The organism is Paraburkholderia monticola (genome assembly GCF_001580545.1).
Lineage (GTDB): Bacteria > Pseudomonadota > Gammaproteobacteria > Burkholderiales > Burkholderiaceae > Paraburkholderia > Paraburkholderia monticola.
On the sequence record NZ_LRBG01000031.1, the window covers coordinates 1 to 24,772 of the forward strand.

A 24,772-nucleotide genomic window follows, 5' to 3' on the forward strand; every position below is an offset into this window, starting at 1 on the left:
GCGATATCAGGTTGTCGAGCTTCCAGTGCGCGGCGGACATCAGACCCTCCCAGACCGCGCCTTCGTCGAGTTCGCCGTCGGAGAACAGCGTGTAGACGAAGGAGTCCGAAGCTTTGCGCTTCAAGCCAAGGCAGCGGCCGACCGCGATCGTGAGCCCCTGGCCGAGCGAGCCGCCCGACATTTCCATGCCCGGCGTGTAGCTCGCCATGCCGGACATCGGCAGGCGGCTGTCGTCGCTGCCATAGGTTTCGAGTTCGTCGGCGGGCAGGATTCCGGCTTCGAACAGCGCCGCGTACAACGCAATCGCGTAGTGGCCGTTCGACAGCAGGAAGCGGTCGCGTCCTTCCCATTCGGGGTCGTCGGCGCGGTAACGCATCGCGCCGAAGTAAGCGACGGCCAGCACATCGGCGATGTCGAGCGCCTGGCCGATATAGCCCTGCCCCTGTACTTCGCCCATCAGCAACGCGTTGCGGCGGATGCGGTAGGCATGGTCGGCGAGCGTGACCGACTCGGTCATGGTCTCAGTGTCCATCGGTAACTCCTGTTGCAGGTCGAGAAAGAAGATCATCGGTTCACGGATTGGGCGGGCACCCTAAAGACCAGCAGCGCCCCCAGCGTCACCGCGATGGAAATGAACATCAGCCCGGCGGTGGATTTGCCGGTCAGGTCGTTGAGCCAACCGACGATCGCCGGAGAGAAGAAGCCCGCGAGATTCGCGAAGCAGTTCACGGCGGCGATGCCCGCCGCGGCGGACATGCCGCCGAGCAGCGCGGTCGGCAGCGACCAGAATTGCGACGACGACGCGAGAATGCCCGCCGACGCGACGCTCAGACACACGATCGACGCGCCGACGCTGCCGAGCAGCGGCAAGGTCGCGAAGCCCGCGGCGGCGACCAGCATCGGAATCGCCAGATGAAAGCGGCGCTCGCGGTGGCGGTCCGCACTGATACCGACGAGCGGCAGCGCGACGATCGCGCACAGATACGGAATCGCGGTGAACAGGCCGACCCACAGCGGATCGGCGACACCGGCCTTGCGGATGATCGTGGGCAGCCAGAACGTCAGGCCGTACTGACCCAGCACCACGCAGAAGTAGATCGCCGCCATCAGCCACAGGCGTCGGTCGCGAATGAATTCGCGGATCGAGACATGCGTGACGGTCTGTTGCGCGTCGTTCGCGACGTTGCGTGCGAGCAGCGTCTTTTCCGCATCGGTCAACCACTTCGCTTTGGCGATGCCATCGTCGAGATACAGCAGAATCGCGATGCCCAGCACGAGCGACGGCACCGCTTCGAGCAGGAACAGCCATTTCCATCCCGACATCGACCACGCGCCGTGCAGCGAGTGCATGATCGCGCCGGACAGCGGCCCGCCGATGATGCCCGCGAGCGGAATCGCCATGAAGAACAGCGACAACGCCTTGGCGCGGCGCTCCGCCGGGAACCAGTAGGTCAGATAGAGGATCACGCCGGGCGCGAAGCCGGCTTCGGCCACGCCGAGCAGAAAACGCAGCACATAAAACGCGGTGGGTGACCTGACGAACACGAAGCTCGCGGAGATGACGGCCCAGGTCAGCATGATGCGTGCGAGCCAGCGGCGCGCGCCGACGCGGTGAAGGATCAGGTTGCTCGGCACTTCGAACAGGAAGTAGCCAAGAAAGAAGATGCCGGCGCCCATCCCATACACCGTTTCGCTGAAGCGCAGATCGTTGAGCATCTGCAGCTTCGCGAAGCCGACGTTCACGCGGTCCAGATACGCGCCGAGGTAGCACAGCATCAGGAAGGGGATCAGCCGGCGGCCGACTTTCGTATAGGTGCGCGCTTCGAACGTGAGCGGGTCGCTGCGTGGCACCCGCTCGTCGGCAACGGCCGCGGTGGATTTCGCTTTCATCGATGTCTCCTTGGTAGGCCGCGGCAGCTCGCCGTGGCCACGTGCCCCGGATTGTGTTCCGGGTGCGTTGCTTGCGCCGTCGGGCGGCGCGCACTGTCAGTGAATCAGCATGCCGCCGTTGACGTCGAGCGTGATGCCGGTGAGGTAGCTCGACAGGTCGCTCAGCAGAAACAGGCACGCGTTCGCGACATCGGCGGCATCGCCGAGCCGGCCGAGCGGAATGCCTTTGATGATGTCCTCGCGCATCGCGGGCGTCAGTTTGTCGCCGGTAATGTCCGTTTGGATGAGGCCCGGCGTGATCGAGTTCACGCGGATATGGTTCGCGCCGAATTCACGCGCCATCGCTTTCGCGAGACCGAGCACACCGGCTTTCGCGGCGCTGTAGTGCGGACCGCCGAAGATGCCGCCGCCGCGCTGCGCCGATACCGACGACATGCAGACGATGCTGCCGCCGTTCTCCTCCTGCATCGCCGGCAGCACCGCTTGCGACATATACAGCGTGCCGCGCAGATTGACGTCGACGATCGCGTCGAAGTCCTTGCCGCCGATCTCGAGCGTGCGCACCGGCTGCGTGATGCCTGCATTGTTGACGAGACCGTCGATGCGGCCATAGCGCTGCAGCGTCTCGCGCGCGGCCGCGACGCATGCGTCCTTGTCGGTCACGTCGCAGGCGAGACCGAGATGCGCCGCGCCGAGCTCGGCGGCTGCGCTTTGCGCGTCTTCAAGGCGCAGATCGAGGATCACGACGCGCGCGCCTTGCGCGGCCAGCGCCCGGGCAGTGGCCCGGCCGATGCCGCGTGGCGACGCTGCACCCGTCACGATGACGGTCCGGTTCTCGAGCAACATGGTTTGTCTCCTGTGTGTTGACTGGTGCCCAGAGTGTCGGCTCACGAGGCGCCCGCATCAACGCGGAAACGCTCAGCAATGGCTGAGAAAAATTCAGATGATCGATGCGACCCGCCCCAGGCGCGAGTTCAGCCCCGCAAGTCGGCGGCCGCTTCGCGCTCGATCCACGCGAGAAAGCGCTCGACGCGCGGCAGCTCCGCGTTCTGCGCCGGATAGACGAGATGATGCGCGCCGACTTCGACCGCATAGCTGCTGTCGAACACCGGCACGAGCAGTCCTTCGCGCATCTTCACCGACGCGAGCATCAGGCTTTCGAGCGCGATGCCGAGCCCGAGCGCCGCGGTTTCGAGCGACATGTACGAGCGGTCGAACGAGAAGTCGAAGGTCTTGTGCGCGGCGGTGACGCCGGTCCTGCCGAACCATTGTTTCCACTGCACGAGCGGCGACTCGGAATAGATCAGCCGATGCGACAGCAGGTCTTCCGGCGTCTTCACCGGATGCTGTTCGAGGTACTTCGGCGACGCCAGCGGCGCGATGAACTCGCCGCGCACCGTTTTCACTTCGACGTTGCTCCAGTTGCCGTAGCCGTGGCGCACGTCGATGTCGTAGAAGCCGTTCGAGAACGACACGTTTTCGTATGAGCAGGCGAGGTTCAGCTGGATGTCGTCGTTCGCTTGCTGGAACGACGACAGCCGCGGCAGCAGCCACATCAGACCGAAGCTCGGGCTCGAATGCACCCGCAGGATCTCGACGTCGGCGCGGCTCGATGCGCGTTCGGTCGCGCGGCTCAGGTCCGCGAGCGAGCCCGTCACGTCGACCAGATAGCGCTCGCCGGTCGGCGTCAGCACGAGCCCGCGCCCGGAGCGCTGGAACAGCGGCTGACCGATGATCGATTCGAGGTTGCTCAACTGATGGCTGACCGCCGACGCCGTCAGGCCGAGTTCATCCGCCGCGCGATTCACGCTTTTCGTGCGGGCAACGCTTTCGAACGCGATGATCGCCTTCAGCGGTGGAATGCGCATAGTGAAATTTTTTTCAGTTGCAGTTGAAGGAAACCGGCTTGTTCGCAGGTGATGCACGCTGCCATTCTGTCCATACGCCGCACCGGTCCGGATTGCCTCACGGCAGGGACCCGCCAAGCGGCAGGCTGGAAACGTCGTTCAGGCCACGTTTTCATCACGATACCGAGAATGGCGCAGTGCACCACTGCGCAGGAGACAGACCGCCATGCATTATCTATTTTCCCCTCGCCGCGCGCGATCGTCGCGGCGTCTTCGGTAATCAAGCAAGCTTCGCTCCCGTCGTTCGCGTATTGCATCGCCTGACGGCACGCGCTGGCATTGCCGCCCTTTCCCTGTGATTCACGCGCTGAAGCGCTGATTTTGCGCCGGCTATGCCGCGCGCTCGCCCGCTTTCGCACCTGGAGATTCGACATGGCTCAAACGCCATTCCTGTTGTCCGCCCGCTCGATCGTCAAGAGCTTCGGACCGACGCAAGTGTTGCGCGGCTTCGACCTGTCCATTGCGCGAGGCGAAGTGCACGCGTTTCTCGGCGGCAATGGCGCGGGCAAATCGACGTTGATCAAGATCATCTCCGGCCAGCACGAGCGCGATGGCGGCACGCTCGAATTCGACGGCGAAGCCCTCGGCGCAACGGTAGCCGCGCACGTCGAGGCGGGCGCGATCGCGGTCGTGAATCAGGAGCTCGCGTTGCTGCCGCATCTGTCGGTGGCGGAGAACATCGCGATGCCGCGACTGCGGCGCGCGACGCAAAAGTACAGCGAGCGCGCGGCGCAAGCGCTTGCCGTCGACGCGTTGTCGTTGATCGACCCGCACTTCGCACGCGAGTCCGCCTCCCGGCTGGTTGGCGATCTGACGCTGCACGAGCGGCAACTGGTCGAGATCGCGCGCTCGCTCGGTTCGGGCGCGCGCTTACTGCTGCTCGACGAACCCACCGCGAACCTGACGGCCGCGGAGACGGCGCGGCTCTTCGCGGTGATCCGTAGGCTGATCGCCGAGACCGGACTCGCGGTGCTGTTCGTGTCGCACCGGATGCGCGAGATCCGCCAGATCGCAGACGTCTGCACGATCATCCGCGACGGCAAGACCGCTGTCGATCGCGTCGCGCTCGATGCGATCACGGATCGCGAGATCGTCGAATGCATGGGCCAAAGCGTCGAGTCCGATGGGCAAACGGGTGCGGCCGCGAAGACGATCCGCACGCGCGCCGCGACCGGCGCTTCGGCCGGCGGCGCGCAACGCGATGAAATCACCTTCGCGCAGGCGGACCTCCGCGTGACGCTGCGGCCCGGTTCGATCCTTGGACTCGCCGGCGCGCCGACCGGGCCGTCCGCGCTGATCAACGCGCTGACCGGACTCGCCGCTGAAAGCGCGTGGGACGTCGAGCGCGACGGCGCGCCGCTGCGCTTCGCGAATCCCGGCGCGGCGGCGCGCGGCGGCGTCGGCTTCATCTCGGGCGACCGCGCGAACAAAGGGATCCTCGAAACGCTGCCGATCGTCGACAACCTGATGGCCGCGCAGCGCGTCGTCGAGCGGCGAAGCGTTGCGCGCCGCGCCGAAGTGGAGCAGGGCGCGCGCCTGCTCGAAGCGCTGAACATGCGCGTGGGCTCGCAATGGGACCTACCGTCGACGCTGAGCGGCGGCACCCAGCAAAAGCTGCTCGTCGCGCGTTGGCTCACGCTCAAACCGAAGCTGCTCGTGCTCGAAGAGCCGACCCGCGGCGTCGATATCCGCACCAAGCGCGAGATCTACGCGCTGATCCGCGAGATGGCCGCGCAGGGTTGCGCGGTGGTCTGGTGGTCGACGGAGTACGTGGAGCTCGTCGAGTTGTGCGACACCGTGCTCGCTTTCGATCTCGACGGCCGTCCCACCGGCGTGCTCACGCACGCGGACGTCAACGAAACCAATCTGGCCAACGCGACGGGCATGGCCGCCTGATCACACATAGCAATGGAGACGAACATGAAGACAGTCACTCACACGGTCGCAGCGGAGGGCCGGCAGCCAGGCAGGACCGGGCGCCGTCTGCTATCGACCTACCGCACCGAAATCGCGATCGCCATCGCGCTGATCGTCATCGAACTGGCGGTCGGCATGATCGTGCCGGCCGCGCTGTCGGCGGGCAACATCGCGAACGTCACACAGGCGGCCGCGCCGCTCGTGATCATGGCGTTCGGCGTGCTGCTCGTGATCATCACGGGCGGCATCGATCTCTCGGTCGGCTCCGTGTTCTCGCTGACCGGCATGGTCACCGGGCTCGCGATGGCGCATGGCTACGGGTCGATCGCGAGCAGCTTCGCGGGACTCGGCGTCGGGCTCGTGATTGGGCTCATCAATGGTGCGCTCGTCACCTTCGTCGGCCTCGCGCCGTTCGTCGTCACGCTGAGCACCTATGCGATCGCGGGCAGCCTGTCGTTCATCGTCACCGATGGCCATTCGCTGCCGATCTCCGATCCGAACTACTACCTGCTGAACGCCGGCACGCTGATTCCCGGTCTGCCCAACTACGCGCTGTGGTGCGTGCTGCTGCTCGTCGCGATCGAGTTCTGCCTGCGCAAGGTCGTCGCGGGACGCTGGCTGTATGCCGTCGGCAGCAGCAGCTCGTCGGCGCGCGTGATCGGCATTCCGGTCAACCGCGTGCGGCTGGCGGCTTATCTGCTGTCGGGGCTGCTCGCTTCGTTCGCGGGCATCGTCAGCATCTCGTACATCAGCAATGCCGAGGCGACGGCCGGTTCGAGCCTGATGCTGCAGGCGATCGCGGCGGTCGTGATCGGCGGCGCGAGCCTGTTCGGCGGAACGGGTTCGGCGATCGGCGCGCTGCTCGGCTCGCTGATGATCACGATCATCCAGAACGGCGCGAATCTGATCGGTGTGAACAGCTTCTGGCAGGGCACCGTGACAGGGATCGTCATTCTTATCGCGGTGCTGGTCGACCGCATTACCAAAGCACGGCGCTAAGCCGCGGCAAACACAAGCTCATAGGAGACAGACATGAACCAGATCGCACCGAAGCAGGCCCGCATGACGCGAAAGCCGTGGGGCCGCGTAGCAGCGGCAGCCGTGTTGATGGCGGCGGCCGTGGCGTCGACATCGACGTTCGCGCAGGCGAAGCAGACCGTCGCGTATATCGCGCCGTCGCTCGATATTTCTTACTGGCAGTGGGTCGCGTATGGCGTCAAACAGCGCGCGAAGGAACTCGGCATGAACTACGTCGAGTTCACCTCGGAAAACTCGCCCGCCAAGCAGATGGACAACGTGCGCACGGCCTTGACGCGCGGCGTCGATGCGATCGTGATGGGACCGGTGAGTTCGACCAGCACGCCGCCGGTGCTGCGGGTGCTGAAAGAGAAGTCGGTGCCGATCGCGTTTACCGGGATCGGACCGCAGGCCGGGCAGACCGATTTCACGTCGGCCGTCACGGCGAACAACTACGAAACCGGCAAGGCGCAAGGCTCGTACGTGTGCAAGCTCGCCAAGGAGCGCGGCGGCAACAAGATCGCGATGTTGTCGCTGCCGCAGGACCGTGAGAACGCGCAGAAATACATGAAGGGCGCGCAGGAATCGTTCAAGGCCGATGGCTGCGTACTCGCGCAGGTGCTGGAGACGCATGGCCTGACCGTCAACGAGGCGGTCTCGCAAGCCAACGACATTCTGACGGCGCATCCCGACGTCAAGGCGATCTATGGCATGTACGACGAAGCCGCGACCGGCGCGGCGAAGGCGCTGCAAACGCGCGGGCTGACCGGCAAGGTCGCGGTCGTGACCGCGGACGGCAGCCCGACGACGATCCGTCTGCTGCGCGACGGTTCGATCCAGGGCATCTTCTTGCAGGAAGCGGTCGGACAGGGCATCGACGCCACCACGCAGGTGTTCAACGCACTGAACCACAAGCCGACGACGCAGCAACTCGCGTTGAAGGAACCGCTCGTCACCAAGGACACGATCGACCAGCCCGACGCGCAGGCCACCGTCAAGCGCGTCTATCCGCCTTCGGCCGGCAACTATTGAACGTGAGCCGAACGTAACGCGATGCGAGCCGTCCACGCGAGGTGGACGGCGTTTCGCTCCCATCATTCGTGAGACCCGGAGACACCGTGGACAACCTGCCTATCATCGACCCACACCATCATCTTTTCGATCTGAAGACCGGCAACTATCCCTGGCTGCAAGGCCCGATGCTCGAGCGCGTGTTCGGCGACTATTCGGCGATCCGCAAGGACTATCTGATCGACGACTTTCTCGCCGACATCAAGAATCAGAACGTCGTGAAGACGGTGCATCTGCAGGTCGAATACGATCACAACGACCCGGTCGCCGAAACGCGCTGGCTGCAAGGCGTCGCCGACAAGCATGGCTACCCTCATGGCATCGTCGGTTTCGCCGATCTGTCTGCGCCGGACGTGCAGTCGGTGATCGAAGCGCATTGCGAATTTCCGAATGTGCGTGGCATCCGTCAATGCCTGAATTTCCATCGCGATCCGGTGAAGACCTTCATCGACAATCCGCATCTGATCAGCGACGGGCAGTGGCGACGCGGTTATGCGCTGCTCAAGCGCTACGACCTGTCGTTCGATCTGCAGCTGTACTACACGCAAATGGAGGAAGCGGTCGCGTTGGCGCGCGAATTCCCGGATACCCCGATCGTGCTCAATCACACGGGCATGCCGGTGGACCGTACGCCGGGCGAAATAGAAGGCTGGAAGAAAGCGATGAAGCTGCTCGCGAGCGCGCCGAACGTTTCGTGCAAGATTTCGGGCCTTGGCATGGGCGACTGGAAGTGGACCGTCGACAGCATTCGCCCCTACGTGCTGCATGCGATCGAAGCGTTCGGCGTCGAGCGCTGCATGTTCGCGAGCAACTTTCCGGTCGATAAGCTGTTCAGCAGTTACGACGCGGTCTTCAATGCGTTCAAGGCGATTACGAAAGACTTTTCAGCGCAGGAGCGGCGTGCGCTGTTTCATGACAACGCGGAGCGGGTTTATCGGCTTTGATGCGGGCGAAGCGGGTGGCGCTTGAGTCGTCGCTCGCTTAGGTGGTACTGAAGAAAATGAATCCGTCTACCAGATCAATCTGAATTGCATATCGCCGTTATTGTCGTGCAACAAGTTAACACTAGTTAACTCTTTCGAATCCCCTGCAGCGTTATCTTTCTTGCTAGGTAAAGAATGATCGCTGCGGAAAATGAATTCGAAGTTGCTCCGGCGGGCTTACAGCCGGTACCGGGGTATGCTCGTTGCGGTTGCGGACACCGCAAGTGCCGCACGCAACAATAATGCGGGCGAGACCACTGCCTCGCATTCCGCGACACGCCTCTCGCTGTTTTCAATGCGGCGCGCGGCCTTCGCCGCGCTGCTGACCGATCGTCACTACTTCGGCGCCTCGCAGTTCGACGGTTCGCTCGCGTATCGCCAGAGTGTCGGCGGCCTCGGCGCGACACCGGACTTCTATCCGAACGGCCCGACCTACCGCTTCCGCATGGCCGTGCTCGACGCCAACCTGTCGGTACCGTTCCAGGTCGCGAGCCAGCCGCTACACCGTGCGCGGCTTCGACGGTGAAACCATGCTCGCGGCTGAACGCGGTTTCTACTGGCGCAACGAACTCCAGTTGCCAATTGGCTCGACAGGCCAGTCGTTCTACGCGGCCATCGACTACGGCCATGTATTCGGTCCGAGCGCCGTCTACCTCGCCGGTACGCGACTGGCAGGCGCGGTGGTCGGCATCAAGGGCAGCACATCGGCGAAGGCTGGCGCGCTCGCCTACGACCTGTTTGCCGGCACCCCTATCTATAAGCCGTCGAGTTTTTCGACGGCGCAAGTGACGCTCGGCTTTCAGGTAACGGCGCAATTCTGATGATTGCGTCGATCATTTCTGTTTTATCAAAAGGAGAACGAAGAACATGTCAAAACTTTATGGAGTTTCGATCCTTGCCGCAGCCCTTACGTTGGGCGGATGCGCAACCGAGTCGTCGCAATCGCTGCCGGTCCAGCCGGTGAGCGTTTCCCAGACTCCGTACGCGGGCCAGCGCATCGAGATGGCCGTGGGCAAATTCGACAACCGGTCCAGCTATATGCGAGGCATTTTCACCGACGGAGCAGACCGCCTCGGAGGGCAGGCCAAGACGATTCTGATCACCGCCCTGCAGCAGAGCGGGCGCTTCAATGTTCTCGATCGGGACAACCTCGACGAAATCCGTCAGGAAGCTGGCTTCATGAAGAAGGGGCAGGCGATCAAGGGTGCGAACTTTGTCATCACTGGCGACGTCACCGAATTTGGCCGCAAGGAAGTGGGTGATCGCCAGCTCTTTGGCATTCTCGGCAGCGGCAAGAACCAGGTGGCCTATGCCAAGGTAAGTCTGAACGTGGTGAATACCACGACCTCGGAAGTCGTGGCGTCGAGCCAGGGGGCAGGGGAATACAGCCTGTCGAATCGCGAAATCATCGGCTTTGGGGGCACCGCCAGCTACGACTCCACCCTGAATGGCAAGGTGCTCGACCTCGCGATCCAGGAAGCAGTCAACCACCTGGCGGCACAGGTCGATGGGGGCGTGCTCAACGTCTCGCGATAGACACACGACCCAGCGACGTCGCACAGCTTTTCGTGCGACACACCATCACACTGACGGAATTCACGATGAAACATACGCGCCCGATACGCGGAATGACGCTACCGGCAATGACAGTTGCGGTGCTCCTCACGGGATGTGCGGCAAGCAGCCCGCCGCCCCTTTACCAATGGACCGGCTATCAGCCAGCGGTCTATGACTACCTCAAGAGAGACAAGGACCCGCAGCAGCAGATCGACGCACTTGAAAAAGCGCTGCAGGAAATCCGAGCAAAGGGCGCCACGCCCCCGCCGGGTTTTCATGCGCAACTCGGGATGCTGTACGCGAGCGTGGGCAAGGACGGTCCGGCCATGGAGCAGTTCGGGACCGAGAAGGACCTGTTCCCGGAGTCCTCGACCTACATGGATTTCCTGATGAAACATAAAACTCAACAGCCTTAAACAAGCCGTCATGTCCAGATTCCTTTCTTTCAGACTTTGGTTTGCCCTCTCGGTGTTCACGTTGCTGGCTGCGTGCGCGCAACCCGTCAAGCATGCCGATTACACCGCTTTCAAAAACAGCCGGCCACATTCAATCCTCGTTCTGCCGCCCGAAAACGAGACGACCGACGTGCAGGCGACGAACAGCATGCTTTCGCAGATGACGATGCCACTCGCCGAAGCGGGTTACTACGTGGTGCCGGTGGCGGTGATGGATGAGACATTCCGCCAGAACGGCCTGACCGTCGCGGCCGATATCCAGGCAACCTCCCCCGCGAAGCTTCGGGAGATCTTCGGTGCTGACGCGGTGCTGTATTCGAAGATCAGCCAATTCGGCACCGTGTATCGCGTGCTCGATAGCGCGACTGTCGTCACGGCATCGGCGAAGCTGGTGGACCTGAAGACCGGTGACGTGCTGTGGCAGGGAAGCGCCAGCGCCAACAGCAACGAGGGGAACAACTACAGCGGAGGAGGCTTGATCGGTATGCTGGTGATCGCGGCGGTCAAGCAGATTGCAAACTCGGTGGCGGACAAAAGTCACGATATTGCCGGTGTGACGAGTTACCGGCTGTTGCACGCGGGGCCGCCCAATGGACTGCTATACGGCCCGAGATCGCCGAAATCGGGCACGGACTGATCACGCACGCGCGGGGCGACTACGGTCTGGATTCCACCTATGCGCCGTCGATCTCGACGGTACCCAGACATGTGAGTCTCGCGCGTCAGTGGGTCGCTGCTTCGTCTTCCGTTTCATTCGACTCAGTCGTTTCGCCCGTCGACACGACCGGCGGCGCTCGCTGACCCGCATCGTCATCGCGCGCGGGCGGCGCCAGACAGCCTCCGACAGACCGGGCACCCGGCCGCCGCCCGTCCCGCCCCGCGTACGCACAGCAGGCACCGACGACAAAAGCGCCAAGCGCGGGCAGCGGAAGCGCGAGGGTCAGGAATACCGATCCCGTGCCGATAGCCACCCAAGCCACGAAGGAGAAGTGTTTTCGGTTGGTCAGTGCGCGTCGCAGCATGGTCAGGTCACCTCCGCTGCGCGGTGCCCGGATCGATACGTGTCGCCGGATCGCTTTCGACGACATCGCGCGTCGCTTCCCAGTACGGTTCGCGGTGATAGAACTGATGGACCGACGCGCCCCATGCCCGATCGGCCATCGACGGCCAATGATCCTTGTCGAAGCCCGGCGCGCTTTTCACCTGCTCGGCCGTGGCGTCCAGCTGGAAGCACTTGTGCTCGGTGTCGAGCGTCAGCGAACGCCACGGAATCGCGTGCAATGTGCCGCCCATGCCGAGAAAGGCGCCCTCGGTCAGCACCGCATACGCGACGCGGCCGCTGCGTACGTCGAGCATGATGTCGGAGATCTTGCCGAGGTTCTGGCCATCGGAGGACATCACCTTGTTGCCGTCGAGCGTCGCGGCCGCCATCACCTCGGGTCCTGGACCTTCGCCAATGCCGTTGCCGGCGATTCGTGCGCCCACGCCTGACTGCGCGGGAATCGCGGAGGCGTTCGGGTCGAGTGGATCGAGCGGTGCAACGGGATCGAGCGGGTCCATGATGAACTCCTGATTTCCACTGGATGCCTTGGTCCCGCAAGGCGCGTGCCCGGCCGTTACATCTAACGAAAGCTCTCCTTCTGAAAACGCGCCCTGAAGCAAGCCGGACGGGGCATTGCAAGATTCGACGACTAGAATGAAACGAGCCGTATCGTGACGGGCGCGCTGCGTGCGAATAGGGGGAGCGACCATGCGCTCTGCAATCGTTCGACTGTGTACTGGCGTGGCGGGGACGCTCGCGCTGTCTGGCTGCGTCTACTACGGCCCGTATTCTTACTATCCGGCAGCAGGTGGCTATTACAGTTGCGCCAGCGCGACCGCCACCGCGCAATCAACGCCTGGCAACGGGGCAATGCCGGAAAGCGGTACGACTGGTTCGAACGCGACGCATAACGACTTGCCGCTGTCCGGACAGAATTGCACGTACGTCGCGGTGCCTTTGCCTGCTTATTACGGTTATCCCGGCTACTACGGTTATCCCGGCTACTACGGTTATCCCGGCTACTACGGATACCCAGGCTACTACGGATATCCAGGCTACTACGGTTATCCATGGGCGGGGTACTACGGATGGTGGGGACCTTCAGTGGTCATCGGCGGATATTGGGGCGGCCATGGCGGCTACTACGGACATTGGCACGGCCATGGCGGGCACTGGCATTGAGGAGCGCGGACGCGGCCGGCTACGAAAACATCGCCCACCCAACCGCGTCACAAGATGCAAAACATAAATATTGAATCGATATAAACATATCGAAATAGAATGATTCTCAGCGCGGTTTTTCGTCGCTACGCTGTGTTGCATATCGACAGCGAGGACTTATGACCGCATCTGTTTCAACGTCCATTTCGACACGTCGGCGCACGTTGCTGCGCGCGCTCGCCGCGACGCCGTTCGCCGCGGCATCCGCATTTGCCGGCACGAGCGATGCCCACGCCGCCGAAGCCGTAACCCTCGTGCTCGGCGATCAGGCCGGCGGCACGCGCGCACTCGTCGAAGCGGCGAAAGTGCTAGACGGCACGCCGTACGCGTGGCGCTGGGCCAACTTCCAGGGCGCGGCACCGTTGTTCGAAGCGCAGCGCGCCGGTTCGGTCGATCTTGCGCCGGCCGGCGACCTGCCGGTACTCGCGGCGGCCGTCGGCGACCCGTCGCTGAAAATCGTCGCGACGCGGGTAGGATCGGGCGCGCAACTCGGCATTCTGGTCGCGCCGCATTCCACGATTAGTTCGGTATCCGAGTTAAAAGGCAAGACCGTGTTCGTGTCGTCGGCGCGCGGCAGCATTTCGCAGTTCCAGCTATATGGCGCGCTGGCCGAGGCAGGGTTGTCGAAGGACGATGTATCGGTGCGCTTCATTCTGCCCGTCGATGCATTCGCCGCCTTCGCATCGGGCTCGATCGAAGTTTGGGCGACGTTCGACCCGTACTACGGCATCGCCGTGCAGCGCGGCGGCCGTGTGCTGCGCGACGGCACCGGTATCAATAGCGGGCTCGGCTTCATCACGGCATCGGGCGGCGCGCTGGCCGACCCGCGCAAACGTGCCGCGATCGCGGATCTGCTGCTGCGTTATCAACGCGCGGGAGACTGGGCGATCGCGAACCCCGAGGCCTACGCGCAAATCTATGCGACGCTCACGCGCTCGCCGCTCGACGCCGCGCGGCAGATCACGAAACGCGCGTCGTTGAAGCAGCATTTCGTCAACGACAGCGACATCGAAGCGCTGCAAAAAATCGCCGACCGCGCGCAGCGCGACGCGATCCTGCCAGGCCGCATCGACGTACGCGCGATCTCGGAGACTCATCTTGCCAACGCATGATCTCGCCTTGACGGAGCATGCCGTCGTCACGAATCAATCGCAGTCTCTCGAACTCGCGAGCATTGCCGAGACCGCTGAACCCGTCGCGCACGAACACGGCAAGCGCGTCGTTGCGGTGCTGGCCGCGCTCGGCTGGCTCGCCGGCGCGGCGCTCACGCAATGGTGGCCCGCGCTCGACGATTGGCCGTACACGCGCGAACTGCTGATTCTGAAGCTCGTGCTCGCGGCAGCGTCGCTCGCCATCGGCCTGGCCGGCTGGCGCGCCGGCACGGAAGCGAAGCTCGGTCCAGTCGCCGCGGCAAGAAGGCGTCTTGACGCGTGGCTCGATGCGACGCCATGGCTGCTCGCACTGTCGCTCGGCATCACCGGATGGGAAGTCGCTACGGCGCAACTCGAATGGCTGCCGCGGCCGTTCTTCGCGCCGCCGCAGGCCCTGATCGCCGTCTATGCCGACGATCTGCCGCGCCTTGCCACGAGCGTCGCGCATTCGTTCGTATTGCTGGCGTACGGTTATCTGGCCGGTGCGTTGACTGGCTTCGTGATCGGTGTCGCGATTGGCTGGTCGAGAGCGGTCGGCTACTGGGTGCATCCCGTGCTGCGGCTGATCGGGCCGCTGCCCGCCACCGCGTGGCTGCCGCTCGCGTTCTTCTTCTTTCCGTCGAGCTTCAGCGCGAGTGTGTTTCTGATCGCGCTGGCCACGGCGTTTCCGGTTGCCGTGCTCACGTGGTCCGGCGTCGCGAGCGTCAACTCCGCCTACTACGACGTGGCCCGCACGCTCGGCGCGCGGCCGTCCTTCCTGGTTCTTCGCGTGGCGATTCCCGCCGCGTTGCCGTCCGTGTTCGTCGGCCTGTTCATGGGGCTCGGCGCGTCGTTTGCCGTGTTGATCGTCGCCGAGATGATGGGCGTCAAAGCCGGGCTTGGCTGGTACCTGCAATGGGCGCAGGGCTGGGCCGCCTATCCGAACATGTATGCCGCGCTGCTCGTGATGGCACTGATGTGCTCCGGGCTCATCACGCTGCTGTTCCGCGTGCGCGATCGTCTGCTGGCCTGGCAGAAAGGAATGCTGAAATGGTAGTTGCCTCTGAAGCACACTTCGCCGCCGACACGCGGCCAGGCGCGCGCATCGACGTGCGCAACGTCAGTCATCGCTTCGCGTTGCGCGGCACCGCGTTGCCGGTACTCGACGACGTCAGCCTCTCGATCGAGCCTGGCGAATTCGTCGCGCTGCTGGGACCGAGCGGCTGCGGCAAATCGACGTTGCTGCGTCTCGTGGCCGGCCTCGAAGCGCCGGCACAAGGCGCGATCGACGCCGACGGCGAACGCGTCAGCGGACCGGACCCGTCGCGCGTGGTCGTGTTTCAGGACCCGACGCTGTTCCCGTGGCGCACCGTGCGCGACAACGTCGGGCTCGGTCCCGAGGCGCGTCGCACGAAGCGCGACGCCGCCGGGCGCATCGATGCCGCGCTCGAACTGGTCGGCCTGTCCGCATTCGCGAACGCGTTTCCGCATCAGCTGTCGGGCGGCATGGCGCAGCGCGCCGCGCTCGCGCGCGCGCTCGTCAACGATCCCCAACTGCTGGTGCTCGACGAACCGTTCGGCAAGCTCGATTCACTGACACGCATGCGCATGCAGAGTGAACTCGTGCAGCTATGGCAGGCACAGCGGTTTTCGGTGCTGCTCGTCACGCACGATGTCGAGGAAGCGCTGTATGTCGCGAATCGCGTGATCGTGCTCAGCGAGCGGCCCGCCCGCATCGTCGCCGAGGTGCGCAACGACGCGCCGTATCCGCGCCATCGCGACGACCCCGCGCTCGTCGCGCTGCGCCGCCAGGTGCTGGCACAGCTGGGCCTCGATACCTGATTTCATCACCACACCACACCACACCTCTGGGGAAGCACAGCAATGAACCATTTCGACGACGACTGCGCGCCGGCGAACCTCGCGCGCCGCGCATGGCTCGGTCGCGCGGCACGAGCCACGGGCGCGGCCGCGTTGGGCAGCGCCGCCTTCGGGCTGCCGGGCGTACGCGCATCGGCGGATGAAGCGTTGAAGCCGCTCAAACTGTCGTGGAACGCGGGTGCGATTTGCACCGCGCCGGTGCCGGTCGCCGCGCAGCAGGGCTTTTTCCGCAAGCATGGGCTGCAAGTGGAGCTCGTCAACTTCGCGGGCTCGACCGACCAGTTGCTCGAAGCGATCGCGACCGGCAAGTCCGATGCGGGCGTCGGCATGGCGCTGCGCTGGATCAAACCGCTCGAACAAGGCTTCGACGTGAAGCTGACGGCAGGCATCCACGGCGGTTGCATGAGGCTGCTCGCGACGCGCTCGTCGGGCATCGTCGATCTGCAGGGTCTCAAGGGACGCACGGTCGGCGTCAGCGACATGGCGAGCCCGGCGAAGAATTTCTTCGCGATCACGCTGAAGAAAATCGGCATCGATCCCGACAACGACGTGCGCTGGCGCCAGTACCCGGCACCGCTGCTCGGCGAGGCGCTGAAGAAGGGCGAGGTGCAGGCGATCGCCGATGGCGACCCGACCATCTGGACACTGCGCGAGACCGATCATTTGCAGGAGGTATCGAACAACCTGTGCGGCGAATACGCGAACCGTGTCTGCTGCGTGCTGGGCGTGCGCGGCTCGCTGATCCGCAAGGACCGCGCAACCGCACAGGCACTGACCCAGGCGCTGCTCGAAGCGACCGAATGGACCGCCAATCATCCGGCCGAGGCGGCGGCGATCTTCGCGCCGAACGCGCCGGGCGCGAACGTCGCGCAACTGACCGAGATGCTGAAGAGCCACACGGATCGTCATCACCCGGTCGGCGATGCGTTCAGGAAGGAAATCGCGCTTTATGCGGACGATCTGAAATCGGTCGGTGTGCTCAATGCCGGCACGAGTTCCGATCGTTTCGCGACGCGGGTGTTTTCCGACGTGCTGGCTTGAAGGGACCTGGTGAATATGATCGCGCGGCGCGTCAGTTTTACACGCGCCGCGCTTCTTCATTGCCGCCTCATGAATCAGCCACCGCAGGAATCAGCACAGCGACAGCGCGAGCTCCACGAAAAGCGTGACGCGAGCATTGGCCTCTCCGTATCGGTAGGCCACGGAAAGCGTCGTCGTCGTGTCTTCATCGTCGAGCGCGCGAAATACGACGCCGGGTATCGCGATGGCACGCAAGGTCGCCGGCACCAGTGCGACGCCTAAGCCTGTCGCAATCAATCCGATCAGGGTCGAAGCTTGTTGCGCCTCCTGGACGACGTTCGGCTCGAAGCCACGCTTGGCGCACAACGAAAGCATTTGCTCATGGATGACGACGCCGGCCTTCTGCGGATAGGCGATGAACGACTCATTGCGTAGATCGGCGAGGCGGACTTTGCGAGCCTTGGCGAAGCGATTATGTGATTGGACCGCCAGCAGCAATGGCTCGGTATAAAGCGGCGCAATGGCGATGTTGGAGGGGGGCGGTGCCTCGGGCGCGCGCAACAAGCCGACGTCCAGTTCGCGTTGTTCGAGCGCTTCCAGCTGCCGGGCAGACGAAAGCTCGATCAATGTGATCTTCACGTTGGGCCGCTGTGTGCGGTACGCGTGTATCAGCTTCGGAAACGTGGGAGAGAGCGACGACGCGTTCGTAAATCCCACTCGCAGCCGGCCTACCTCGCCACTTACCGTCTCCCAGACCGACTCTTTGGCGTGCTCGACACGAGCCAGGATCGCGCGCGCGTCGTCGAGGAGCGCGAGGCCCGCTTCGGTCAACGACACCTCGCGCCTGGTGCGATGAAACAGGCGTGCTCCGAGTTCCGCCTCGAGTGCCTGGATGCCGAGGCTCAGAGGAGCCTGCGTGATGCCGAGGCGCTCGGCGGTGCGCCGGAAATGAAGCTCCTCCGCCAGAACCGCGAAGTACTCGAGGTAGCGCAGATTCATTGATATGTTTTGTAAATCAATAATATTGAATTAAAGAATAATACAAAACGTTGTCATGGACCATACTTTCGTCGACCGAGAGAACAGACGGAGACGACATGAATGGAGCGGAACTGCTCGAACGCCTGCGTGGTGGACACAACGTGGTAGCGCTGGGAATCCGCGCTTCACGCACGCCCGAGATCGTTCGTTGGGCGAAAGCGGCCGGTTACGACACGATCTGGATCGACATGGAGCACAGCACGATGCCGGTCGACGCGGTCGCGCAGATGTGTCTATGTGCGCAGGATCTGGGGCTGATGCCGTGGGTTCGCGTGCCCGAGCGCGACTACGGGACGATCAACCGGGTGCTCGACGGCGGGGCGCTCGGGATCATCGTGGCGCGCATCGAGAGCGCGGAGGAGGCGCAAAGCGCCGTCACGGCGACTCGCTTCGCGCCGCTCGGCCAGCGCTCACAGATCCTCACGCTGCCGCACGTAGGCTATGCGGCGCTGCCGGTGCGCGAAATGAATGCTCGAGTGAATGCGGCGAGTGCGCTCAAGGTGCTGATCGAAAGCCGGGCGGGCGTACAGGCCGCCGATGAAATCGCCGCGGTGGAAGGTGTGGATATCGTGGCGCTCGGCTGCAACGATCTTTCGGCGGATCTCGGTCACGCTGGCGAACCCACGCATCCCGAAGTCGTCGAGGCGTGCCGTCATGTGCTCGAAGCCGCGCGTCGCCACGGCAAGGTGGCGATCGTCGGTGGCATGCCCGAAGGCGAAACGCTAGCGGCGCTGCGCCGTGAGGGCGCGAAGCCGTTCCTTTTCGCGGGCATCGATACCGATCTCTTTCTGGCCGCAATGCGGCAGCGGGCCGCACAGGCTCGCGCAATCCACTAATTCATCGATCTACGGGAAGTCATGGCTACCACTACGGAAACTCCGCTTATCTCAACGCCGATGCGCGATTGCCAAACGCTCGAACGCCCCGCGTTCGCCGTGCCCGACCTGGCGTGCGACGCGCACATGCACGTGTTCGGCTCACTCGAGCGTTATCCGTGCGTCGAGCGCCCGCATTACACGCTGCCCGACGGCAAGCTGGCGCACTATCTGCGGCTCATGGAGGTTCTGAAGCTCAAGCGCTTCGTGATCGTGCAGCCGAGCTTTTACGGCACCGACAATCGCTGCATGATCGATGCGCTCGAAGTGGCCGGATCGATCGCGCGCGGCGTGGCGATGATCGAGGAGGATACCGACGCGGCGACGCTTGAGCGTTTCCACAAAGCCGGCGTGCGCGCGGTGCGGCTCGACCTGTTCGCACGCGCGGCGTTGCCGACGGCCGAAATCCAGCAGTACATCACGCGCATGGCGAAGCGCTGCGCGTCGCTTGGCTGGCATGTGCAGTTCTACGCGCCGGGCTGGGTCGTGCGCAACCTGATTCCGTTCCTCGCGGACGTGCAGACCGATTTCGTGATCGACCATATGGGGTACATGCTCGAAGAGGATGGCCTCACGCAGGACGACTTCGCGCGTCTGCTCGGCCTGCTGCGCGACGGCCGCTGCTGGCTCAAGCTCAGCGCGCCGTACCGGATCGCGAAGCACCGTGGCTACGAAGCGGTCGCGCCGATGGCCAAGGGCATCATCGCGGCGGCTCCGCACAAGGTGATCTGGGGTTCCGACTGGCCGCATATTCCCGATGGCTCGCGCGACACGGGTGAACTGCTGAACCTGCTTGCGCAGTGGACCGATGATGCAGCCGTGCATCGCGCGATTCTGGCGGACAACCCGGCGCGCCTGTTCGACTTCTGACGTGGCGAGAGAGGCAACCATGAGTTATCAGCCGGATCCCGCCTTCGCGGGCCTGTTTCGGGCTTTCACATCCGACCCGGAGAGCATCGGTGCCCATCTGAGCATGCAAATGGCGCAACGGGCGGCGCGCGATCCGCTGATCGTGTCGACGGGCTCGGACATCGTGCTGTTTCCAGGCGGCGGCGCAGCACCGCGGATCGAGAGCTTCCGCAAATCCACGCGCGGTTTCATCGAGTTGACCGCGGTCTCGCATCTGCCGCTCGCGCTGGCGTATCTGGCGCGCATGCGCGAGTTGGCAGCCGATGACGGCGACGACGCGCAATGGCGTACGGACGCACGACGGTTGCTGGGCCACGTGCAAAAGACGCGCGACGCCAACTCGCTGGCGCTGTGGCGCGACTACGTCAACCTGGCGAGCTTTGCGGGTTACGAGCAGAAGATCGTCGATCTCGTCGACTATACGTGCGGCGCGTCGCTCGACATGCTCGAGCGCGCGTTGAAGGACCCCGCGCTGCTGCGCTTCGACACACTCAATGCGCAGTTCTTCGCGCCGCGTGGGGGCGAAGGTGTGAGCGTACCGATGAACGACGTGATGTTCGCGACATTCGGGCTTGCCTACCTCGATATCGTGTACCGCATCGGCAACTGGCTGCGCGAGCAGCGGCTCGATTGGAGCCGGGCGATGGCGCTGGTGAGCGGGCAGTCGGGACGCCCGACTGCCGGTGTGACCTGGGCCTCGAACAATATGTGCTACCTGCTGTGGCGCGCGTCGGAGCGTGCGTTGCTACCCGAGCGCGTGCTGGTCGCGCCTCACGCGCCGTCGTTTTCGGTCGTGCAGTTACCCGACGAGGCGGGTTTGGCGAAGCTCGAGCAGGACTATCGGCTGCTTTGGCTCAACACGCGTGCGAGCATCGAGGTCGCCCGCGAGCTGTTTCCCGAGCAGGCCGGCTATCGCTTCGAACCGCAGACGACCGGCGGCATGCCGCCGATCACGGACCTGCGCGATCGCGCGGCGACCACCGCGCGGCTGCGCCGCATCATGGAAGATCCGGCACAGCTGCTTTCCAACTGCGTGGCCGACTATATCGTCGACCAGTTGCATGCGAACGATAACGATCCGACGCGAGTGCCAATACCGGGCTTCACCGATGTCGACTATCCCTCGGCGGGCAGCGTGTGACATGCCGCGCTTCGTCACGGCGAAAGATCTATCGATAACGAAAGGGCGACGCAACGATCGTCGTCCGCAGGAGACGCAACCATGAACGCCCGTCCCACCGAGCGCGCCGCGCTCGTCACGCTCGTCTGTTTCGCCGTGTCGATGATCGACGGGTTCGATACGTTGATGCTGTCATTCGTTGCCCCGCTGATTTCGCACGCGCTCCAGATCGATCATGCCTCTCTGGGCCGGGTTTTCGGCGCGGGCTTCATCGGGACGGTGATCGGGTCGATCGCGGCAGGGCCTGCCGCCGATCGCTTCGGGCGCAAGCCGACGTTGGTCGTCGCGCTCGCGATCACCGGACTGCTCACGCTCGCTTGCGTGCTCGCCAGCTCGGCGCCGCAGCTTGCATTGCTGCGCTTTATCGGTGGCCTCGGGATGGGCGGCGCGATCCCGCCGGTTGCAGCGATCACCGCGGAGTGCGCGTCACCGAGGCAGCGTTCATCGCTCGTCATTCTGATGTTTATCGGCTTTCCACTCGGCGCGGTCGTGGGTGGTGCAATTTCGGCCGCATTGATGACCCGCTTTGGCTGGCAGATCGTGTTCGCGATGGGCGGTTCGTTTGCGCTGGCCATGCTGATTCCGGTGGTGTGGCTGATTCCGGCGCGTGAAGTTCCATTCGCGTCTCGGGCTCAGGGCCATGCGAAGCTGGGCGCAATTCTCGCAGCGGGCCGGGCCGCACCTGCTTTTGCGCTCTGGTGCGGAGTACTGGCGAGCATGATCGTTTCGGGATTCCTCGTCAGTTTCATTCCGACCATCCTGAACATCAACGGTGTGCCACCCGCTCGAGCGGCACTCGGCGCGGTCGTTCTCAATGTCGGCGCAATCGTTGGTGCGCTGGCGCTGTCGTGGGTCGTGCGCCGGCGCGAGCCGTTCCGCCCGGTGGCAGCGTCGTTCGTCGGGGGCGCGCTGTTGACCGGCGCACTCGGTTTGCTGATCGGCGTGGGCGACACGCTGTTCGGCATGCTGTTCCTCGTGGGTGCCTTTCTTGTCGGCGGACAGCTGACGTTCCCCGCGATCGCCAGTCGACTGTTTCCGGCGGCGGTACGAGCGTCCGGCGTCGGTTGGACGATGGCGATCGGCCGGCTCGGTTCGATCATCGGGCCGATGATCGGCGGTCTGATGCTGGCGCATCAAGTCGCGCTCGACAGATTGTTTGTTTTCGCGGGCCTGCTGGCGTTGCTCGCGGCTAGCGGCGTTGCGCTCGCGAGCGTCTGGGGCCGTGGCGCGCAGATGGCCAGCGACCGCGAGCCAGGCGCCGCCGCGCCGCTCGTCGCCGCGGACGGAAAGCATTGAGTCATACCGACTTTCAGTGCGACGACAGTCATTTTGGATAGGAGAAGAATTCAATGAGCGAACGTATCTTGACGCCGATCCAGGCGCTGGCAACGACAGGTGCTCGTGCGCTGGCGACCTGGCAACTCGACGACGTCCGCTATCTTGCCGTGGCGCAACTCGCGCGTGATATCCCCGGCGAGCCGCCGCACATGAATGGTGGTGACAGCGATATCGAGGCGCCACTGTTCCGCATGGAGGGTGAACGCTTCGTTCAGTTCGACGCATTTCAGTTGAGCGGCGGCGAGGATGTCGAGTACTTCGAGATCGGCGCCCGGCGTTTTCTCACCACAGCGGGAATTCGCCAGGGACGAGGCCCGTACGACCTCAATACACAGGCCACACTGTATGAGTGGCGCAATGGTGCATGGGAGCCACACCAGCACTTCGCGGCGTTCGCGGCCAAGCAGTGGCGCGCATTCGCGATCGGCGAAAGGCAATTTCTCGCGCTTGCGCAAGGCGTGACGCTTGACGGCGTGGACGCAACGCACCCGCGCAGTTCGCGGATCTTCGAATGGAATGGCGAGCGCTTCGAACTGTTCCAAACGATAGACGGCCTGTGGGGCTACGACTGGAATGATTTCCAACACGGCGACATGCATCTTCTGGCGTATTCGGATCATGTCAGTGGTTCTGCCGTGATGCGCTGGAACGGCGAGCAATTCGTCACCTTGCAGCGCTTCGAAGAGAAGGGCGGCCGAACATTCCGCTTTTTCGAAGCGGACGGCGAGTGCTGGATGGTGCACGTCAATCTGCTTGCGCACACCACGCTCTATCGATTCGACGGCGAGCGCTTTGTCGAGACGCAACAGTTGGGCGGGCCGGGAGGGCGCGAGCTTTGCCTCATTGAAAGCGAGCGCGGACGTTATCTCGTGCGTGTCTGCTTTATCACCGGCACACCCCAGGCACCAGTCGTCGAACGCGAATCGCAGATATTTGAATGGACCGGGAACACGTTCGCGCTCGTCGAGACGTTCGACACGAGCGCGGCAACGGCGGCCATCAGTTTTACGGAAGGTGGTACGCGCTATCTCGCCGTCGCCAACAGCTTGAGCGCTGAGCAGCGCTTTGGTGTGGCGTCGACGTTGTACCGCTTCGACGCCTAGCGCGACTCGTCGCGTTCCGATTGGGCCCGGAGAGTCCGGGCCATCCCCCACCGAAAGAAATTCCCTCGCACGAGGGAGGGAATCGTTTTGACTAAAAAAAGCAAAGGAGACACGCAATGAAGAGAATCGTGACGAAAGCGGCGGCCGCCGCGCTGATCGGCGCCGGCACCTTGGGGACCGCCCATGCGCAGAGTAGCGTGACGCTCTACGGCATCATCGATGCGGGCATCACCTACTTCAGCAATCTCAACGGGCATGCCACGTTCGTCGCAAACGATGGTTCGATCCAGTCGAATCGCTGGGGTCTGCGCGGTGTGGAAGATCTTGGCGGCGGCACGCGGGCCGTCTTCGACCTGGAAAACGGCTTCAACCTGTACAGCGGAACGATGGTTCAGTCAGGTGTGTTGTTTAGCCGGCAGGCATGGTTGGGATTGTCGAACGACGCGGCGGGCACGTTGACCTTTGGCAAGCAGTACGACTTCGTCTGGGACAACCTGACACAGTTTGCGATGGGACAGCTCGCTGGTCAGTACGCGTGGCACCCGGGCGACTTCGACCATCTCGCAGGCACATTGCACATCAACAACGCCATCAAATACACGTCGCCGACATTTGCCGGCGTGACGCTAGGCGGTCTCTATGCGTTCCCCTCGCAATCGGTGCCGGCGGGGACGGGCCGCGTGTATGCGCTGGGTGCGCGGTATTCGAACGGGCCACTCAATCTGGGAATGGCCTATACGAACACGCACGACCTTGGTCTGAACGGGCCGACCCAGGCGGGCACGACATTCTTTCCCGGGTTGCCCGCCGGGCCTGTCATTGCGAACAACGTCGCGTCGTTCGGCGTGGGCGGAAGCTATCGCTACGGTCGTAGCCTCACGCGTCTGCTCTTCACCAACACGCACTTCAAGATTGGCAGCGACAGCGGTTCGATGCTGACCTACGAGGCGAATGAGGCCTTCTATCTCACGCCAGCGACGATATTGATGGCGGGCGGCTGGTACAGCAAGCTCGGCTCGCAAAAGTGGGTGAACGCAACGGCGCTGTGCGACTACTGGCTTTCGAAGAGCGTCGACGTCTACACGAGCGCGACATGGCTTCATGCGTCGGGTGGAGCCGCGCCTGTATTCCTCGGCGGCGGGTCGGCACCGGTGTTCGAAAATGGCGTTTATGTGGGGACGGGCAATTCTTCGGTTGCGGTACGAGTGGGCATGCGCAAGTTGTTCTGAAGCGTC

24 protein-coding genes and 2 pseudogenes are annotated in these 24,772 nt (G+C 63.7%); 19 read left to right on the plus strand and 7 right to left on the minus strand.

The genetic code is table 11. The features are described 5' to 3' along the window. From CI15_RS19500 to CI15_RS36575, 5 genes and pseudogenes are all read right to left on the minus strand, one after another. Positions 1–532, minus strand: a pseudogene (locus CI15_RS19500) (transketolase); the annotation flags it as partial. A gap of 32 nt (positions 533–564) precedes the next feature. Further along, positions 565–1,890: an MFS transporter gene (locus CI15_RS19505; protein WP_062129967.1), complete on the minus strand. Its 1,326-nt coding sequence runs from the start codon at positions 1,888–1,890 to the stop codon at positions 565–567. A gap of 96 nt (positions 1,891–1,986) precedes the next feature. Continuing rightward, entirely contained in the window at positions 1,987–2,736 is a 750-nt protein-coding gene (locus CI15_RS19510; RefSeq protein ID WP_062129969.1) for an SDR family NAD(P)-dependent oxidoreductase, read from the minus strand. A gap of 128 nt (positions 2,737–2,864) precedes the next feature. After that, entirely contained in the window at positions 2,865–3,758 is an 894-nt protein-coding gene (locus tag CI15_RS19515) for a LysR substrate-binding domain-containing protein (RefSeq protein ID WP_062129971.1), read from the minus strand. After that, a complete protein-coding gene (locus CI15_RS36575) occupies positions 3,740–4,171 on the minus strand; it encodes a hypothetical protein (protein ID WP_153041150.1) in 432 nt (143 codons plus the stop codon). Before CI15_RS36575 ends, CI15_RS19515 begins: the two co-directional genes overlap by 19 nt. Between CI15_RS36575 and CI15_RS19520 the strand changes: the two genes are divergently transcribed. From CI15_RS19520 to CI15_RS19560, 8 genes and pseudogenes are all read left to right on the plus strand, one after another. Next, positions 4,170–5,693 (plus strand): sugar ABC transporter ATP-binding protein, encoded by a 1,524-nt coding sequence (locus CI15_RS19520; protein ID WP_062129972.1) that lies wholly within the window; start codon positions 4,170–4,172, stop codon positions 5,691–5,693. The two genes, CI15_RS36575 and CI15_RS19520, sit on opposite strands and share 2 nt — an antisense overlap. 24 nt (positions 5,694–5,717) lie before the next feature. After that, entirely contained in the window at positions 5,718–6,713 is a 996-nt protein-coding gene (locus CI15_RS19525; RefSeq protein ID WP_062130399.1) for an ABC transporter permease, read from the plus strand. 33 nt (positions 6,714–6,746) lie between these two features. Then, positions 6,747–7,763, plus strand: coding sequence for a substrate-binding domain-containing protein (locus tag CI15_RS19530; RefSeq protein WP_241495872.1), 1,017 nt, complete (start codon positions 6,747–6,749; stop codon positions 7,761–7,763). Positions 7,764–7,858: 95 nt separating this feature from the next. Next, complete coding sequence (locus CI15_RS19535) at positions 7,859–8,746, plus strand: amidohydrolase family protein (protein ID WP_206597776.1); 888 nt, start codon at positions 7,859–7,861, stop codon at positions 8,744–8,746. Between the two features lie 361 nt (positions 8,747–9,107). Continuing rightward, positions 9,108–9,606: pseudogene (locus CI15_RS36110) on the plus strand (ShlB/FhaC/HecB family hemolysin secretion/activation protein); the annotation flags it as partial. Positions 9,607–9,652: 46 nt separating this feature from the next. Further along, entirely contained in the window at positions 9,653–10,321 is a 669-nt protein-coding gene (locus tag CI15_RS19550; RefSeq protein ID WP_062129982.1) for a CsgG/HfaB family protein, read from the plus strand. A 65-nt stretch (positions 10,322–10,386) separates the two neighbouring features. Further along, positions 10,387–10,758 (plus strand): DUF4810 domain-containing protein, encoded by a 372-nt coding sequence (locus tag CI15_RS19555; RefSeq protein WP_062129984.1) that lies wholly within the window; start codon positions 10,387–10,389, stop codon positions 10,756–10,758. A 10-nt stretch (positions 10,759–10,768) separates the two neighbouring features. Further along, on the plus strand, positions 10,769–11,434 hold the full coding sequence (locus CI15_RS19560) for a DUF799 domain-containing protein (protein ID WP_062129986.1): 666 nt from the start codon (positions 10,769–10,771) through the stop codon (positions 11,432–11,434). A gap of 392 nt (positions 11,435–11,826) precedes the next feature. On the opposite strand, the gene CI15_RS19565 is transcribed toward CI15_RS19560, so the two are convergent. Beyond that, positions 11,827–12,357: a PRC-barrel domain-containing protein gene (locus CI15_RS19565; protein ID WP_062129988.1), complete on the minus strand. Its 531-nt coding sequence runs from the start codon at positions 12,355–12,357 to the stop codon at positions 11,827–11,829. Positions 12,358–12,547: 190 nt separating this feature from the next. Here CI15_RS19565 and CI15_RS35490 point away from each other — a divergent pair, with 190 nt between their 5' ends. The 5 genes from CI15_RS35490 to CI15_RS19590 all read left to right on the plus strand — a co-directional run bounded on the left by CI15_RS35490 (position 12,548) and on the right by CI15_RS19590 (position 17,112). Next, entirely contained in the window at positions 12,548–13,021 is a 474-nt protein-coding gene (locus CI15_RS35490) for a hypothetical protein (protein WP_075643735.1), read from the plus strand. Between the two features lie 158 nt (positions 13,022–13,179). After that, a complete protein-coding gene (locus tag CI15_RS19575; RefSeq protein WP_062129990.1) occupies positions 13,180–14,172 on the plus strand; it encodes an ABC transporter substrate-binding protein in 993 nt (330 codons plus the stop codon). Between the two features lie 61 nt (positions 14,173–14,233). After that, positions 14,234–15,247 (plus strand): ABC transporter permease, encoded by a 1,014-nt coding sequence (locus CI15_RS19580; protein WP_241495879.1) that lies wholly within the window; start codon positions 14,234–14,236, stop codon positions 15,245–15,247. After that, a complete protein-coding gene (locus tag CI15_RS19585) occupies positions 15,241–16,032 on the plus strand; it encodes an ABC transporter ATP-binding protein (RefSeq protein ID WP_062129994.1) in 792 nt (263 codons plus the stop codon). The genes CI15_RS19580 and CI15_RS19585 overlap by 7 nt, the downstream gene beginning before the upstream one ends. 42 nt (positions 16,033–16,074) lie before the next feature. Beyond that, positions 16,075–17,112 carry an ABC transporter substrate-binding protein gene (locus tag CI15_RS19590; protein WP_062129996.1) on the plus strand — a complete coding sequence of 346 codons (1,038 nt, stop codon included), beginning with the start codon at positions 16,075–16,077 and terminating at the stop codon, positions 17,110–17,112. A 90-nt stretch (positions 17,113–17,202) separates the two neighbouring features. Here CI15_RS19590 and CI15_RS19595 read toward each other — a convergent pair whose 3' ends face one another. Beyond that, positions 17,203–18,090 (minus strand): LysR family transcriptional regulator, encoded by an 888-nt coding sequence (locus CI15_RS19595; RefSeq protein WP_062129998.1) that lies wholly within the window; start codon positions 18,088–18,090, stop codon positions 17,203–17,205. Positions 18,091–18,188: 98 nt separating this feature from the next. On the opposite strand from CI15_RS19595, the gene CI15_RS19600 reads away from it, so the two are divergent. The 6 genes from CI15_RS19600 (at position 18,189) to CI15_RS19625 (ending at position 24,766) form a co-directional block, all read left to right on the plus strand. Beyond that, positions 18,189–18,968 carry an HpcH/HpaI aldolase family protein gene (locus CI15_RS19600; protein ID WP_062130000.1) on the plus strand — a complete coding sequence of 260 codons (780 nt, stop codon included), beginning with the start codon at positions 18,189–18,191 and terminating at the stop codon, positions 18,966–18,968. A gap of 21 nt (positions 18,969–18,989) precedes the next feature. Beyond that, positions 18,990–19,877 (plus strand): amidohydrolase family protein, encoded by an 888-nt coding sequence (locus CI15_RS19605; protein WP_162842055.1) that lies wholly within the window; start codon positions 18,990–18,992, stop codon positions 19,875–19,877. A 19-nt stretch (positions 19,878–19,896) separates the two neighbouring features. Beyond that, positions 19,897–21,057: a DUF5624 domain-containing protein gene (locus CI15_RS19610; RefSeq protein WP_062130004.1), complete on the plus strand. Its 1,161-nt coding sequence runs from the start codon at positions 19,897–19,899 to the stop codon at positions 21,055–21,057. A gap of 81 nt (positions 21,058–21,138) precedes the next feature. Further along, positions 21,139–22,392: an MFS transporter gene (locus CI15_RS19615; RefSeq protein ID WP_062130006.1), complete on the plus strand. Its 1,254-nt coding sequence runs from the start codon at positions 21,139–21,141 to the stop codon at positions 22,390–22,392. A 68-nt stretch (positions 22,393–22,460) separates the two neighbouring features. Further along, a complete protein-coding gene (locus CI15_RS19620) occupies positions 22,461–23,537 on the plus strand; it encodes a hypothetical protein (RefSeq protein WP_161950045.1) in 1,077 nt (358 codons plus the stop codon). A 116-nt stretch (positions 23,538–23,653) separates the two neighbouring features. Next, positions 23,654–24,766, plus strand: coding sequence for a porin (locus CI15_RS19625; protein ID WP_062130010.1), 1,113 nt, complete (start codon positions 23,654–23,656; stop codon positions 24,764–24,766). Positions 24,767–24,772: the final 6 nt, after the last annotated feature.